This is a genomic window from Corallococcus exercitus (assembly GCF_042231735.1).
GTDB classification, from domain to species: Bacteria; Myxococcota; Myxococcia; order Myxococcales; family Myxococcaceae; genus Corallococcus; species Corallococcus exercitus_B.
The window spans coordinates 6,628,692-6,645,247 of sequence record NZ_CP102577.1 but is presented as its reverse complement, the minus strand read 5'-3'; the positions used below and the strand labels follow the sequence as shown (position 1 = coordinate 6,645,247).

General features: G+C 73.6%; 5 protein-coding genes. All 5 read right to left on the bottom strand.

Annotation, left to right across the window (positions count from 1 at the left end):
• The 5 genes from NR792_RS26405 to NR792_RS26385 all read right to left on the bottom strand — a co-directional run bounded on the left by NR792_RS26405 (position 1) and on the right by NR792_RS26385 (position 16,415).
• Entirely contained in the window at positions 1-1,446 is a 1,446-nt protein-coding gene (locus NR792_RS26405) for a reverse transcriptase family protein (protein WP_375755462.1), read from the bottom strand.
• 399 nt (positions 1,447-1,845) lie between these two features.
• Positions 1,846-3,714: an SWIM zinc finger family protein gene (locus NR792_RS26400; protein ID WP_375755461.1), complete on the bottom strand. Its 1,869-nt coding sequence runs from the start codon at positions 3,712-3,714 to the stop codon at positions 1,846-1,848.
• Entirely contained in the window at positions 3,711-10,241 is a 6,531-nt protein-coding gene (locus NR792_RS26395) for a HEAT repeat domain-containing protein (RefSeq protein WP_375755460.1), read from the bottom strand. Before NR792_RS26395 ends, NR792_RS26400 begins: the two co-directional genes overlap by 4 nt.
• Positions 10,242-10,253: 12 nt before the next feature.
• Entirely contained in the window at positions 10,254-12,986 is a 2,733-nt protein-coding gene (locus NR792_RS26390) for a hypothetical protein (protein WP_375755459.1), read from the bottom strand.
• Between the two features lie 57 nt (positions 12,987-13,043).
• The gene (locus tag NR792_RS26385; protein ID WP_375755458.1) at positions 13,044-16,415 is read right to left on the bottom strand and encodes a carboxypeptidase regulatory-like domain-containing protein; all 3,372 of its coding nucleotides are present in this window, start codon (positions 16,413-16,415) and stop codon (positions 13,044-13,046) included.
• Positions 16,416-16,556: the final 141 nt, after the last annotated feature.

Genomic DNA, 16,556 nt, shown 5'->3' with positions numbered 1-16,556 from the left:
CTACGCCTGCGCGGGCGGGACGGCTTCGAGCTTCGCGAGCTGATCCAGGTACATGCGGCCCTTCACCGGGTCCGTCATGTAGAGGAACGCCGCCATGCCCTTGAGCTGCTCCAGCGACTCGCCCTCGCGGCCGGGCTTGCCCTTCTGGCGGTTGTGGATGGCCGCTCGCAGGCGGCGGACCACGTCGCGGGGGACGCGGGCCTCGGGCGTGCCTTCCTTCGCCTCGTTCACCACGAGCCCCGTGACGCGCTGACGGCTGCCCTTGCGGGCGACGCGCGTCTTGTCCGGGTGCACGGTGAAGCCCTCGGCTTCCACGATGTCCTTCACGCGCGCGAGCAGCACCGCCACGGGGGCTCCCTGCGCGCGGCGGGCCTTGGGGGCCTTCGCCTTCGTCCAGGAGAACGTCAGGTCGTCCGCGTAGCGCGTGTACGTGAAGCCCAGCTTGCGCGACAGCGCCGACAGCCGCTTGTCCAGGCGCAGGCACAGCGCGTTGGTGATGCCCGGGGACGTGGGGGCGCCCTGCGGGAGGGCTCGGGGTCCCTTCGCCACGTGCAGCGTCTTGCCCCGGAAGGACATCCGCTCGCGTGGCGCTTCCGTGGACATCAGCGCCAGCAGCGTGGAGGTGTTCTCCGGCAGGCCTCCCTTGCGCAACAGGCCCTTCACCCGACGCCACGTCACCGAGGGGAAGAAGTCCTTCAGGTCCACCTTCACCACCACGTCCGCGCCCCGGTGCGCCAGCGCGTTGGTGAGGATGGAGCGCCCCGCCACGAAGCCGTGCGCCGCGCCGTGCACCGGCAGCCGCTCCACGACGTTGGAGAGCACCCAGCGCTGCGCTTCCTTCAGCTCCGGCTTGGGCGACGTGATGGTGCGCTCGCCGCCCGTACGCTTGGGGATGCGCCACGTCACGTAGTGGGAGCCCGTGTCCACGTCGCGGTGGAACGCGAAGCCGCGCAGCTTGGACACGCTCAGGCCCAGCGCCTTGGCCAGGTCGTCCGCCGAGTCCAGCGTGGGCAGGCCGTTCTGGCGCGCGCGCTCCTCGCGGTGCTCCAGGTCGAACTTGTCCGGCGTGCCGGCTTCGTTCCAGTAGATGCCCACGCCCAGGTGGTTCACGTGCGTGGCCTTCCACGCCTCGTGGGCCTGGCGCTCCAGCGCGCGGCGCTCCACCGCTTCGGCCTTCTTCTTGGCCTTCCAGGCCGTCTTCTCCTTCTCCTTCAGCGAGGAGAAGTCCACTTCGTCCGCGAGCGCGCCCTTCGCCACGAGCTGCGCCTGCACCCATTCATCAGCGCCGCCGGCCTCGGTGATGGCCTTCCAGCGCGTGAGCAGGGCGTCGTGCGCGGCCTTCACGGCCTCGCGCTTCGCGACGGTGTTGGGGGCGGCGGCGGGCGTGACTTCGGGAGCGGCCTGCGGCGGGGCGGCGGGGACGAACGACTCCAGCTTGGCGGTCATCGATGCACCTTCGACGGGCGCGGCGGCTCAGGGAGGGGCGACGGAGACGAATTCGAGCGGTCGAGGGAGGCCAGGAAGGCACCACCAGCTCACCTGGGGCACGGTAGCCTCACCGGCTCTCCCCTCCCGAGCACTACTGTCGGGGTGGGAAAACGGCGGCTGCGTCGTTGGTTCCGCTTCCCGCCCCGACAGTAGTGCTCGGGAGGGAGAGAGCCAAGAACAGGCTACCTTGCGGAGAGTGTCCAGCATTCCAACCAGAACGGCGCAACGCCGTTCCTACGCTCGAGGCGTTGAGGCTGATGCGGTCCAGACCTCTCTCGACCACTCGCTATTCGGTTTTCGTCCGGCGCCACCATCCTTCCGGCCGCCCCGTCGGCGGCCGGGCCGTTGGTTGAGGGTTTACACCAGAGTCGAGGCCGCGTCGATGTAGCCGTCGGCGGTCAATTTCTCCAAACGGCTGAAGTACGCCGTCCGGGCTTCCGTGTCCGTGTCGAACCACAGGCGCTGGTGACGCGAGTCGCCCAGGCGCGGGCCCCACGTGAGGGCCACCACCTTGCCGTCCAACGACACGCGATACACCTGCTCCAGGCCCGTGGCCGGGTCGCGGCGCACGTACGCGCGCGTCTCCGCGCGGATGAGCTTGCGGCCCTCGGGCGTCTGGCGCAGCGCCTCTTCCTCGGTGCGGCGGCGCGCGTACGCCAGGCGCAGCGCGAGCATGTGTTCGCACGGGCCTTCGCGCAGACCGGAGCGGCGGAAGTGCGGGCAGCCGCAGCCCGCGTCCTTCACGCGGCCTTCCAGGTCCATGGTGAAGCTGGGGAAGAAGCTGCGCACGGCTTCGCGGTCCACCACTTCGCCCTGGATGCGCGTGCCTTCGCCCACCAGGTCGTGCACCTGCGTGAGCTTCACTTCTCCGGAGCCCAGGGATCCCGGGCCGCCGTCGCCGAGCAGGCGGTGGGCGCGGGCTTCCCGCTCGTTGCCGTAGCGCAGCGCGGCCTCGTCCACCGGGGTGGGCATGAGCTCGCGTGGGCGGTAGGCGCCTCGCGCGACGTCGAAGAGGACGCGGCCGCGGAGGCACTCGAGCTGGAGCGCGGCGCGCACCTGCTCCTTCGGGGCTCCCGCGTCCTTCGTCAGCACGTCGAAGGGGAGGGGGCCGTCCTTGCGCAGGCGCTGGCGCAGCTGCTCCGCCAGGCCCTCCGGCACGTCGCGCGGCATCAGCGCGTCGAAGGCGGCGGCGCTGGACCAGCCGCTCTCCGTCCAGCCGGTGAGCCCCAGCGTCAGCGTGGCCGCGCCCAGGTCGATGACCCAGAACACCGGCAGGCCCGGACCCAGCAGCTGCACGTGCACGCTCTTCGCGTGGGGCAACAGGCGCGCGAGCGCGGCGAGGCGCTGACGGCCGAAGGTGCGCACCACCGCGGGCGCGCTGCCGGTGTACGCGCCGCCGTGGCACTCCAGCACCTGCTCCCAGGGCTCCAGCACCAGCCGGGGCGGCGCGCCGGGGACCAGTTCGAAGCGCAGCGCGCGGGGCGCCTGCTTCGAGCGGCGGGTGCGCAGCGCGAAGAGCAGGTTGTACAGGTCGATGGGCGCGATGGAGCAGGTGGTGGCCGGCAGCGTCGCGGCGGACTGCACCTGGAGGAAGCCTCGCAGCCACGCGTGAGGCACTTCCACCGTGCGCGGGGCGCGGGGCTCCGTGGCGGGGGCGGCCTTCGCGGTGGGGGCGACGTGGGCCTCCAGCATCACCGGGGCGTAGGCGCGCAGGCGGTCCAGCCGGGCGGGCAGGTCCTGCGGCACGTCCAGGAACGTGGAGCCGTGCGCCGCTTCACGCTTGTCGAAGAGGCTGTTGTCGAAGGCGAGCCGCGCGTAGGCGCTCTCGTCGCGGGAGAAGACCTCCAGCGAGACCTGATCCGGATCCACCGTGAGGACGGGGTCGAGGACGGCGTCCTTCTTCTCCTCGCCCTCCAGCGCGTTGTCGAGGAAGGCCTTCTGCGCTTCCCAGATCTGCGCGCTGGCGCGCTTGCCCTGCTTCATCAGGTACGCGAGGTACGCGGTGCGGTCGCGGCCCCGGTAGCGCAGGTCGCTGGAGAGCACCGCGAAGGCGGCGGCCAGCGCGTCGCGGAAGAGGGTGGGGTCCTTCACCTGGCCACTGACGCCCACGGTGCCGCGCGAGCCCTCCAGGGCCAGCTGCACGCGCGAGGCGTCCGGCGTGACGACCACGTCGCTCTGCGCGGCGTAGCTCAGCGCGACGGGATGACGTGCGGTTGCGGTGCTCACGACGGTTGACCTTCCTTCCGGGCGCGCTCAGCGGCCCGGCGTGCACGTTTGTGGGCGCGGTAGGCCGCCTTGCGCAGCTCCACCGACTGAGACTTGTCGAAGGCCGCCGTCTTCAGCAGCTCCGCGGCGGCGTCTCCGCCCAGCCGTCCCAGCGCGGCCCAGGCCTCCTGCTTCACCTCGGGCTTCGCGTCGGCGGCCACGGACTTGAGCGGCTCCAGGTCCTTCTTCGCCAGCAGCGCGGGGACCGCGAGCCGGCGGGCCTCGCTGGCCGTGAGCGCGGACGGCGCGACCTTCGCGCCCGTGGGGCCCAGGGCCACCGGGTCGAAGGGCTTCACCTCCAGCGCCCAGGCCGAGGACTGCTCCGGCACCAGCGCCGCCAGCACCGACGCGGCGGCGGAGCGCACGGCGGCGTCCGGGTCTCCGAGCGCGGTGCGAAGGGCCTGTGCTTCGTTCGCGGCCTTCAGCCGTCCCAGCACGCGCGCCGCTTCCTGGCGCACGGCGGCGGGGGCCTGGGCCTCGCCCTTGCGGAGGATCTCGGCGGACGTCGCGACCAGCTCCTTCGCGCCCAGCCGTGAGCCCGCCCAGAGCAGGCGCTCCCAGGCGGCGGCCAGCGGGTCCTTCTTCGGCGGCTGCGCGGTGGCCCAAGCGGCGGCGGTGCGCCGTTCCGCGGCCACGAGCGCGCGGGTCAGCCCGGCCGTGTCCACGGCGCCGGCTTCGCGCGCGTCACCCGTCCAGGTGCCCACGAGCCGCGCGGCCTCCTCGCGGGCCTCCGGCTTGTCGTGGCCGAACAGGGCGATGACCTCCGGCACGGGCAGGGCGCCACGGCGGGCGAGGCCTCGACGCAAGCGCAAGCGCAGCTCCGCGTTGTCCAGCGTGGCCAGGCGGGGCACGAGCAGGGCCGGGTCGCCTTCGCTCGCGAGGTAGGTGGCGGCGGGCTCGGAGATGTCCTCGTGCTCGCTCTGCACCGCGAGGAACTCCACCCGCGTGCGCTCCTTCGGGAAGAGCACGTCCAGCGCCTTGCGCGCGGCCTGGCGCAGGTCGTCGTCCTCCTCGTTCAGCGCGGCGGCCAGCGCGGCTTCGGCAGCCAGGTCTCCGAACTTGCCCAGCTCCTCCGCGACCGTGCGGCGCACGTCGTCGTCGACCTCGCTGTCGGCGAGCAGCGCCTCCAGCTTCACCCGGGCGCGCTCTCCGCCCAGGGCGCGCAGGCCGCGCACACCGGCCTCCTGGCGCTGGAAGGCGTTGCCATCCGTGGCCGCGGCTTCCACCTTCTCCTCGACGCGGCGGCGGTCCTCGCCATCCGGCATCCGGTTCGCGAGCCGGCCCAGTGCCTCGATGGCGGCGACGACCATGTCCTCTTCGGCCGGCGCGTCCGGCGTGCCGCCGTTGGCCACCGTCTCCAGCTCGGAGAGGGCGCGCACGTCGCCCAGGGTGCCCAGGGCGAGCAGGGCGCGGCCCCGCTCGTGCGGCTCACCGGCGCGCGCGTACAGCAGCAGGGGGCGCAGGGCGCTGGCGCGACGCTGGTGGGCGACGCCTTCCGCCGCGGGCAGCATCAGCTCCCGGGCTCCGGCGCGGAGGATCTCCTCCAGCGGCTCCACCGCCGCGCCCTCTTCCACCACCCGCTTCGAGTAGTGCTCCACGGCCGCCGCGCGCACGGTGACGTCGCGGTCACTGAAGAGCTGGACGAGCAGCGCGTCCTGGCCCTCGCTCTTGCCGTGCTCCAGCTCGCGGGCAGCGGCCTTGCGGACCTCCGGGTCCTGGCTCTTCACCGCCACGCGTAGGAAGCGCACCGCGAGCGCCGCGTCGCGCTTCTTCAGCTCGCGCTCGTCCTCGTCGAGCTTCTCCTGCTCCGGCGGCCAGGTGAGCTGCATCGCGGCCGTCACGCAGGCGAGGCGCACGGACGGGGCCTCGTCCTCCACGCTCTGGCGCGCGAGCACGTCCAGCGCGTCCGCGCGGTGGGTGCGGCCCAGCGCGGCCACCAGCCGGGTGCGCTCCGGAATCTCCGGGGCCACCGACAGGCGCGCGGCGAGCGCGGCCACGGCGGCGGAGGTCCCCAGGCGGGCCAGGGCCTCCTGCGCACGGCGGGTCACGGCCGTCGTCTCCGAGCGCAGGAAGGTGCCCAGCACCTCCACCGCCCGGTCGTCCCCCCGGAACGCGAGGAGCTCCGCGGCGCGCAGCCGCAGGTCCTCGTGCTCGCTGCCCATCGCGCGGCCCAGGGCCTCCGTGACGCGCGAGTCGTTGGCGCCCGCGAGCCGCTCAATCACGCCCACGCGCAGGTCGGCGTGCTCGCTGCCCAGCGCGGCCAGGAGCGGATCCAGGCTGCCCGGCGGGCTCAGCTTCTCCAGCAGCTCGAAGGCGGACTTGCGCACCTCCGGTAGCGGCGAGTTGAGCGCCGCGGCCACGCGCGGACGGGCCTTGTCACCGCGCTCCGCCAGCTCCTCCAGCGCCGCGCGCGCCACGTCCGGCGCCAGCGAGGCCAGGGCCAGCGCCAGCGGCTCGTCGCTGCCGGCGGGGTACAGCTCCTTGAGGCCCGCGAGCGCGGCCCGGCGCACGAGTTGGTGCGGATCCTCCAGCGCGCGCAGCAGGGCGGCCACGGCGGCGGACGTGCCCGCGTAGCCTTCCTGCGTGAGCTTCACCACGCGGTCCACGGCGTCGCGGCGGACGCGGTGGCCTTCCTCGTCACCCGCGGTCACCTGACGCAGCAGGCCCACGTAGGCGCCGAAGGCGAGGCGGCGCAGGTGCTGACGCTCCGCCTGCGTCGCGCTCTGCGGCGTCGCCGATGCGCCTTCCGGCGGCTTCACCGCGGAGAAGAGGCGGCGCAGCCAGCTCTTGCCCGTGGCGGAGGCCGTGCCCTGCTTCTCCGGCGTGGAGGGCTGCACCACGTGCGCGGCGCCCTGGGCCGTCTCCGGCTTCCAGGGGGCCTGGAGCGAGCTGGGCCGCGCGACCTTCTGCGCTTCACGGAAGTAGTCCAGCGGCTTGTTGCGCAGCAGCAGCACCTGGGCCGCCGCGTAGCGCTGCTCCGGCTGACCGCTGGAGAGGGCTTCGGCGAGGCCAATCACGCGCTTCGCCCGCTCCTCCTCCGCGGGCCAGTCCTTCATGTCGCCGGCCTTCTCCGGACGCGGCGGCAGCAGCACCTCCACCAGGTGCGCGCGGTAGGCCTCCGGCTCCGTGCGCAGCTCCAGCGCGCGGGCCGCGGCGTAGCGCACCTCCGGACGGCCGCTGGACAGCGCGCTCGTCAGCAGGTCCGGCGGTCCACCCTCGCGGCTGGCGCGCAGGTCTCGCGCGAGCACGATGGCGAAGACCATCTCCTGCACCTCGCGCGCGGAGTCCTCCAGGCCGTGCAGGAGGCCGCCGTCGCCCTCGGGGCCCAGGGCCGCGAAGGCGAGGATGGCGCCCAGCCGGATGGGCAGGTGCTCATGGCGCAGGTTTCCCGTGAGCACCGGCAGCGCGCGCACGTCACCCAGGCGCGCCAGGCCGTCCGCCGCCCACGAACGCGCCGCCACCAGCGAGTGGCCCAGCGCATCCAGCAGCGCGCCCTCGTCACCCCGTCGGCTCGCGGTGGCCAGGCCCCGCGCGCCCTGCTCCTGGAGGTCCGTCAGCTCGTTGGGCAGCAGCGTGGTGGCGTAGAAGCCCAGCAGGCGCCGCGAGCCCAGTGTGGCCAGCGCTCGCGACGCGCGGATGCGCAGCGGGACGAGGAAGCCGGGCGGGTACATCCGCTCCAGGTCCTTGTCCGTGATGAGCCCGCGCATGGGCTCGATGATGTCCTCCGCGCCGCGCGGGGCGAGCAGCTCCGCGGCCCGCACGCGCACCGGCAGCGCCGACGCCGCGATGCCCGCGAGCAGCGGCCCGTTCTCGTTGGGGATGAGCTTGTCCAGCGCCTCCAGCGCCGCGACCGCCACGTCCAGGTGTTCGTCCTGCACGCGCTTGAGGAGCGCGGAGCGCATCGCTTCGGCCGGGGCGTGCACCGAGGCCTTGGCGGCCTTCTCACGCAGGGCGGGGTGCGTGGTGTTGAGCGCGGCCAGGTGCGGCTCCGGCTTCTCCTTGCCGGCCAGCTTCACCCATGCCTCATAGGCACCGGTGGCCACGCTCGCGTCGCGGTCCTCCACGGACTTCTTCAGCCGCTCCAGCGCCCAGTCTTCCGTGCCGCGCTGCGCGAGCACGTCCACCGCGCGGGTGCGCAGGTCCGGGAAGCGGCCCGCCAGCGCGCGGTCCAGCGCCTTCACCGGCTCCTGGTCGTTCCACGCCCACAGCGTGCGGAAGGCCTCGCCGCGCACCTTGGCGGACTCGTCCTCCAGCGCGTCGCCCAGCAGCCCTTCCGCGCCCTCCGCCTTCGCGCCCAGCTTCACCAGCCGGTCCAGGCCGCGCACGCGCACGTCCTCGTGGCCGGAGCGCAGCGCGGCCTCCGCGGCGGACAGCGGCGCGTCCGAGTCCAGCGCCACCACGGCCGACAGCGCCGCCGCGCGCACGTCCCCGTCCGCGTCGTCCAGCATCCACACCAGCCGCTCGCGGGCGCGCGGGTCCTGCAGCGCCTGGAGCGCGGTGGCCGTCTCGCGGCGGATGGCGGCGTCGTCCTCGCGCGACAGCTGGAGCAGCGCGCCCAGGGCGCGGCCGTCACCCAGCTGCGCCAGCACGCGCGCTCCTCGCACCGCCGTGTCCGGCATGCGGCACGCCATGGCGGCGAGCAGCGGCTCCAGGTCGGCTTCCGTCAGCGCCTGTCCCGGCGGGGTGTTGGCGAAGAGCTTGTCGCGCGAGGCGGTGACTTCCCCCTCGGTGGTGAACTTCGCCTCGGACTCACCGGCCGCGCGCTTCGTCTGGAGCGTCACGATGCGGGCCACCTCGCGCACCGTGCGCGCGAACTCCTCGTCCTTCGCCTCCAGCGTGGCGGCCAGCGCGCGGCGCTCCAGCACTCGCACCGCGAAGGCCACCCGGCGCACGTCCCGGTCCGCGTCATCCAGCGCGCGCGCCACCAGCGGCTGCAGGCGCGGGTCTCCCAGCAGGCCCGCCACCGACGCGCGCAGCAGCACCTCCACCTTGAGGGCCGCGGGGCCGCGCTCGAAGGCGAGCTTCAGCGGCTCCGTGCTGCCCTTGGGCGACACGGTGGTGAGCGCGTCCAGCGCGGCGGTGCCCACGTCCGGGTGGGTGTCCGAGAGCTTCCCGGCGATGAGCCCGGGCACCAGCGGCGACGCGCTGCCCAGCTTCGCCAGCAGGCGCAGGCCCTGCACGCGCGTGTCCACGAAGCGCGAGTCCAGCGCCGCGCGAGGGGCCGCCAGCGGGGACTCCGTCTCTAGCTTCACCAGCGCGTCCAGCGCCGCGGCGCGCACCGTCTTGTCGTCGTCGTTGAGCCGCTCGCGCAGCTTCGCCCGCGCGGCGGTGCGGCCGTGGTTGCCCAGCTCCGTGGCCGCCAGCCGGCGCGCCTCCGGCTGCTTGTCCGAGGCCAGCACGCCCAGCACGAACTCCAGCGCCTCCGGCTCCTGGAGCGCCACCGCCTCCTTCACCGCGGCCTCGCGGCGGGGGAGGGCGGCCTTCAGCGCCTCGTTGAGGACGTCGAAGCCGTGCGCGTACGTCTGCGTCTCGTCCGTGGGCTTGCCGTCCGTGCCCAGCGTGATGCGCGTGACCTTGCGGTCCTCGCCGCCCGTGAAGACGTAGCCCAGCAGCTGCTTCGCCTGACGGGGGTTCGCCGGGGGCGCGAAGGCCACGGCGTTCAGGCCCTTGGTGCCCAGCTCGAAGGTGCGCGGCTTGCGGCGCTCGTCCAGGCGCCAGACCTTCAGCTTGCCGTCGCTGCCCACGGACGCGATGCGCTCCGCGGGGTCCTGCCCGGGTTCCGCCTGCGGCGTGGGCGGGAACACCAGCCCCAGCACGGAGCCCGCGTGGCCGCTGTCCTTGTCGCCGCGGACCTCGAACTCCACCGCGCCGACGAGGTAGCCGATGCGCAGCTTCCCGTCGTCGCCCGCGGAGACGAGCCGGCCGTCGCGCGGCGTGAAGGCCAGCGCCCGCACCGCGCCCTCGTGGCCCGGCATGTCCCGGCGCGCACCCGTCGCCACCGTGAACGAGCGCACCACGCCGTCGTCGCCCGCGCAGGCCACGTACGTGTGCGTGGGGTCCACCGCCACCGCGCGCAGCGGCTGCGAGGACGCGCTCCACTCCTTGAGCTTCTTCGTGCTGTCCCAGTCCCACGCGCGCACGAAGCCGTCCGCGCCGGCCGTGTAGAGCACCTTGCCGTCGGGGCTGGCCGCCACCGCCGTGCAGCCTCCGGGGTGCGCGTTGTGGAGCTGGAACTTCACGGTGCCGTCGGTGAGCGACCCGAAGCGCACGGTGCCGTCCGCGCCCGCCGCGGCGAACTGCTCGCCGGACAGCGCCAGGCCCAGCACGTGCGCGGGCAGGGGGCTGGTCCACAGGACCTTGTTGTTCGCGGCGTCATACGCCGTGAGGCGGCTGTCGGCGGCCGCGCGCGTACCGCCCACGAGAATCAGGCGCGCATTGGCGGCGAGCGCACGGACCTTCTCGATGTTGCCGATGGAGAGGTTGGCCATGGTGTCGTTGTCCTAGATGCCGCCGAGCTGCACGCCCGGGTGTGCCGCACGCAGTTGCACCAGCGAGGCCAGGCAGCTCTGCCACTCGCCCTTCGCCACGGAGCCGGTGAACTCGCCCAGCACGGGCGCCACCACGCGGGCGAAGCTCTCGTCTTCCAGGCCCAGGTCGCGCACCAGCTCCACCACGCGGCGCTTGGCCACGCTCGCGGACAGCCGGCGCTGCACGTCGCCCTCGCGCGCTTCCTTCGCGCGCCCGGGCGGCAGGCCGAACAGCATGCGCCGCAGGAACGTGCGCAGCGCTTCCACGTCGCCAAAGCGCGTGGTGCCGCCCGCCTCGCGCTCGTCCTTGCCGCCGCCCGCGGGCTTCCAGCCTTCCGGCAGGTGCAGCGGCCGGTGCTTCTCCCAGAGCAGCCGCACCGCGAACAGGCCCACCTCGCGGTCCGCGCTCTGCATGAGGCCGGACAGCCGCTCCGCGCCGCCCAGCCGCGCGTAGTGCCGGCGGATGAGCTCCACGGCCACTTCACGCGTGCTGCGCTTGGTGGACTCCGTGAGCGCGAACACCTTGCCCGCGTCCAGTTCCTCCGGCTGGAGCGTGTGGCGCGCGTCCGCGCCCGGCTCGCCCGCGTTGAGCAGGGCGTCGTAGGCCAGGTTGCGGATCTCCTTCGCGTCCGAGTCCGCCAGCTCGTACACGCGCGTCTGGTAGCCCCACGCGCGCAGCTCCGAGCGGGCGAGGGTCAGCGCGAAGCGGCGCACGTCGTCGCGCGCGTCGAACAGGGCCGGCCACAGGCGCTCCGCCGAGTACGCCTTGCGCGGCGCGCGGGGGCGCAGCTCGTAGGACTTGGACTCCGGCTGCTCCGGCCCGATGCCCGGGTGGTGGCAGCGCAGGTACATCTGCGCGAACGCGCGCACCGGCGGCGGCTGCTTCGCGCCCAGCGCCAGGTCGAACAGGCGCTCCAGGCCCGCGTCCGCGTCGCCCGAGTCGCTGAAGTCCGCGGGCACCACGTTCGCCAGCAGGTAGCGGTGCGCGAAGTCATGCAGCTGCGGGTCCGCCCGCCGCGCCAGCGCCAGCAGCCAGGGCACGGTGAGCTGCCGCGCGGTGAAGAGCTTGCGGTTGCCCAGCAGCTCCAGCGCCGTGCCACGGAACTTGCTGTTGAAGACGAGCGCCTTCACCCGCTCCACGTCCAGGCCCGGCAGGCTGTCCGCGCGGGTGAGCCACTGCGCCGCCTGACGGCCCAGGCGCGGGTGCGCGACCAGGTCCAGCACCCACTCCGGCCCGATGTCCGCCACCTTGTAGGCGGACAGGGCCTTCATCGCCGTGTCCTCCACGATGCGCTGGCGCGTCGAGCGCTGCTTCGCCTCGGACAGCGCCACCTTCCAGAAGCCCGCCGGCATCTCCCCGGCCGCGTACTTCGTGGCGACGTAGTTCTTCGCCCAGTTGAGCTGCTCCTGCGTGCCCCAGAGCAGCTCGCGCAGGAAGTCGTGCGTGAGCTCCGCGCGGTCGAAGGACTGCTCCAGCGACTTCGCCGCGAATCCCGCGGTGGGCTTGGAGTTGAGCAGCCGGCCCAGGAGCGGCAGACCCAGGTCGCGCGGCTTGTGCTTCTCCAGGGCGGCGGCGGCGAACTTCTGCACGTCGTCCTCGCCCTTCTCCACCAGCTCCGCCAGCCGGTCCGCGGGCAGGTCCTGCGCGTGGCCGCGCGCGTACTCGATGGCGTAGGCGCGGGCCTTGTCGCTGGGGGAGAACAGCAGCGCGAGGACGGCCTCGTGCAGCCCGGCCGCGCGCAGCTTGCCCTGGTGGAACTCCGGCGAGCCCTGGAGCGTCTCCACCAGGAAGTCGTGCGCGCTGCCCAGCGGACGGCGCGCCAGCCGGTCCAGCCACGCGGGCGTCACCTTGCGCAGCGCCTCCGGGTGGTCCTTGCGCAGGCCCTGGATGGCGAACTTCGCGGCCGGGTCCGACTGGCACGTGTCCAAGAGGCGCATCAGCGCGTCCGGCGAGCGCTTCCACGCGTCCGGGTACATGCGCTGCTTCACCATGTCTCCAGGCGGCTGGATGGCGAAGCTCGACGCGGAGTAGCCCTTGCTGTTGTGCGCCCAGACGTGGTGCGCCACCCAGCACTGGTTCCAGGAGGTGTCGGGCTCGTAGTGCCGCAGCACCTCCACCGCGAACTGCGGGTAGAGCTCCGGCACGGCCGCGCCCAGGTGGCGCAGGAAGCGCCACGCGCGGCGCTGGAGGTAGGTGAGGGTGCCGCTGCCCACCTCGCGCTGACGGCGCCGGCCGCCGCGCTCCGTGTCGAAGCGCCACGCCAGCGCGCCGAACATCTCCGCGTCGTGGCGCGCCTCCGACAGCTTGTAGATGCGCTTGAGGCCCGCCCACAGGCCGAACTTCAGCGGCGCTTCCTTCACCAGCGTGATGAGGGCGGCGCGCGCGGGCTCGGTGTTCTTTTCGTACAGGGACACCAGCAGGTCCGCGAGCAACAGGCGCGGGGGCAGCGGCACGTCCTTCTGCGCGAGGAAGCGCTGCCACGCCTCATAGGAACCCTTGCGGCGTTCCGGCTTGTCGCCGCTCGCGCGCGCCTGCTCCAGCAGCTGCTTCAGCGCGTCGAAGGAGAGCGCGCCCTGAGGCAGCGGCGCTTCCGACGTGCGGTCCGGCTGGTCGAGGAAGGCCAGCACGGACTCGGCCAGGTCCGGTGCCTCCGCCCTGGCCAGACGTTCGAGGTCTGCTGCGCTCAGCGCGTCGCTCGCGGTCATGGGGTGTGGGGTTTAACACAGCTCCCTCACACCGCGAGGCATGTTGGACCCGCCTCCTCACCACGGCAGCGTGGGCACCTCCACGTCCTGCACGTCGGCGGTGCCCACCGTCACGTCCTGGCGGTACGACAGCCAGCGTCCCTCACGTTCTCGCAACACGAGAAGCGTGTAGGGCCCGGGCGGCAGGTGGGCCCAGCCATCTCCGCGCTGCATGCCCGGCATGAGCGCCTGTTCGCGCAGCCACTGCACCTGCGCCTCCGTACTGGACTCCGGCGGTGCCGGGACGCGGCCGGGGAGGAGGTAGGGCGTGCCCTGCATTCCGCGCTCGCCCCAGCGCAGCTTCAGCTCGGTGCCCTTCGTCGTCACCGGCAGCTCCAGCCGGGTGACGCGTCGTGGCTCGACGTGCACCATGCGGGGCAGGACGGTGAAGTGCCTGGCGTTCCCGGTGAGCCGCACCAGGTATTCACCCGGGTCCAGGTCCCGGAAGCTGGCCGCGCCGTTGTGCGAGACGGCGATGCGTTGGGTCTCCGGGTCCGCCTTCGAGGTGACCGACAGCGGGGCCGTGACCGGCTGGCCCTGGTCATCCCGCGTCATGACCTCCAGGCGGGTGGCGGACGGGAGGCGCAGCTCGAGCGTGTCCTCGCTAGGGCCCAGCGTGCGCTCCAGGGACGCGTGCTCCGCCTCCTGCACGGTGAGCACGTACGGCCGGGCCTCCACGGCGGGCAGCTGGAAGGTGCCGTCCTGGACGGTGAAGACGTCCGCGAAGGAGCTGGCGTGCTCCGCGTTGGCCACGTCCTCCTGGGGCAGCGCCAGGGAGACGGACACGCCGGCCAGCGGGGTTCCGGTGGCGTCGTCCACCACGCGGCCCTTGATGACGCGGCCGGCGTCCACGCGCACGGTGCCCAGGTCCACGTCGCGGCCCGCGGGGACGTCCACGTCGCGCTGGGTGAGGGCGTGGCCGGGTACCTCGAAGGTGAGGTGCTGGGGGCCGGGCTCGTCCACGAAGACGGTGAAGGCGCCCTTCGGGTCGCGCACCGCTTCCTCGTTCACGGTGAAGCGGGTGATGGGCGTGCCGTCGGGCTTCACCAGCCGGCCGGTGACGCGGCCCTGGAAGGCCAGGACGATGCGCACGTCCAGGTTCCCCGCGCGGGCGATGACCTTGGGGCCCTCCTGGTCCTCCAGCCACCGGTGGATGCGTTCGCTCATCTCCTCGGGGGACTCGTCGTCCGGGCCCTCTTCGGAGTCCTCGTCGGCGTCGCCCTTTCCGGGGGGCCTGGGCAGCGCGTAGCCGGGCTTCACGGCCTCCAGCTCGTAGTCCCAGTCCCGCGCCAGCGGCTCCAGGACGAAGCGGCCGTCGGGGCCGGTCTTCGTGGAGAGGGGCGAGAACGAGCGGCCGCCGCTGGCCTCGTCCTCCTTGGCGGTGGCGTCCACGGCGACGTTCGCCAGGGGCCGGCCCTCCGAGTCCACGACGATGCCGCCCACCCGTCCGTCCAGGTCCAGACGCAGCGCCAGCTCCACGGTCTCCGAGCCCCGCAGCACCACGCGGTCGGGCATGAGGCGCTCGTAGCCGCCCTGGTTGGCGCGCATCCACACGGTGAAGGTGCCCGGCGGGAGGCCCTGGATGGTGAAGCGGCCGTCCTCGCCCGTGGAGCCCGCGAAGGTGATGCGCTCGCTCTCCAGCGCGAGCTCCTCCGGGTTCTCCTGGGTGGGCTCGACGGGCGCTTCGTTCACGTCCTGCTTCACCAGGGTGACGTCCACCTCGTTGACGGGCGTGCCGCGGGAGCTGGTCACGGTGCCGCGCACCGTGGCGCCCGCGTCCAGGGCCAGCTTCAGCCCGGACGTGGGGGCCCGGACCTGGAGCTTGCGCGGCAGGTAGCCCTCCGCTTCGACGGTGAGGGTGCCGGAGACGGGCTGGTCCACCTTGATGGCGAAGTGGCCCTCTGCGTCGGAGGTGGCCTCGAAGGTGACGGGCTCCTCGCGGGGCGGGTGCATCATGATGTGCATGCGCGCCATCACGGGCGGAGGCGCGCCTTCCGGGCGCCGCTGTTTTGGCGGACGCAGCGACAGGGAGACGTCCGCCAGCGGCTTGCCCGCGGTGTCGGTGACGTGGCCCTCCACGAGGATCGCGGGGGTGAGGACGAACTCCAGGGGAGGACCCCCGGCGGCCACGGCGCGGACCGCGGTGAGGTCCAGCAGCCGGTCCGCCTCCACCCGGAACGTGTAGGAGCCGGCCTGGAGCGGGCCCAGGCGCACGCGGCCGCCCGCGTCCGTGGTGCCGAGCGGCTGGAAGATGCCCGAGCCGTAGCGCTCGATGATTTCGGTCTGGAGGTCGGCGTTCACCTCCGCGTCGGCCACGGGGTTGCCGGCGGTGTCGCGCACGGTGGCCTCGACGAAGAAGGACGTGCCCAGGCGCAGCGTCACCTGGGCCTCGCGCTGGTCCTCCGTGAGCTTCACCGTCTCGCGTGCCTGGAGGCCGCCCTGCTCCGCCTCCAGGTGGTAGTCGTTGGGGGACAGGCCGTCGAAGGTGAAGCGCCCCTGGGCGTCGGTGGTGGCGACGCGGTCGCCGTCGACTTCCGTGACGGTGGCGCCCGCGACGGGCTGCTCGCCGTCCACCACCGTGCCCACGATGCGCCGGGGGGCGAACATCACCACGTCCTCCACCAGGGGGCCCGCGGCCAGCTCCTGCTCCCACACGGGGAGCCGTCCCGGGTGGAAGGCGAGGAGGCCGTAGGTGTCCGCGTCAGGCAGGGGGCCCACGGAGAAGCGGCCGTCCGCGCCGGTCCGCGTCTCGAAGTAGCGCGCCGTTCCCGTGTGCAGCACGGTCACCTGGACGTTGGAGAGCGGGGCGCCGTCCTCGTCCACCACGCGGCCGGTGACGGGATGGGCCGGTTCGAGCGCCAGCGTCACGTCCTGGGTGCCGGTGACGACGTCCTCCTGGAGGCCCGCGCCCTGCGCGCCCAGGGCCCAGAGGGTGACCTTTCCTCCGGGCAGGTCCTCCAGGGTGAAGGTGCCGTCGGGCGCGGAGGTGGTGCGCGACAGGACGAAGGCCCCGCCCCGGTGGGCCTCCACCAGCTCCTGGACCCAACGGGAGGCGGAGACGGAGGCGCAGTCCTCCGAGAGCAGCGAGACGCCGGGCGAGTCCGTGTCGTCGCACGGCAGCTCCGACAGGGTCTCCCCGGGCAGGCCCACGGAGGCGGAGACCTCGATACCGGCGACGGGGTTGCCCTGGAGGTCGACGACACGGCCCCGGACCTGGAGGGCACCCTGGGGCGGCGCGGGCGGGGTGGCGGGCAGCTGCCGGCGCGCGGTGCGGGGGGCCACCGGGGGCGCGGGGGCGGGTGGGGTGGGGCGCAGCCACCAGAAGGCCCCGGCTCCGATGAGGAGCAGCAGCACGACCCCTCCAATGACCACCGCCGACGGCTTCCGCATGGCGCCCCTCCAGGGTGGGCGACTGTAGCAGCAGCGCTGACGTAGGCCTCGGGGGAGGGGGGCCGGCCCCCTGCTTCAGAGGGAGCGGAGGAAAAAAGCAGGGCCCGAACCAAGGTTTTTTCCGACCGACGTATTGAAGGC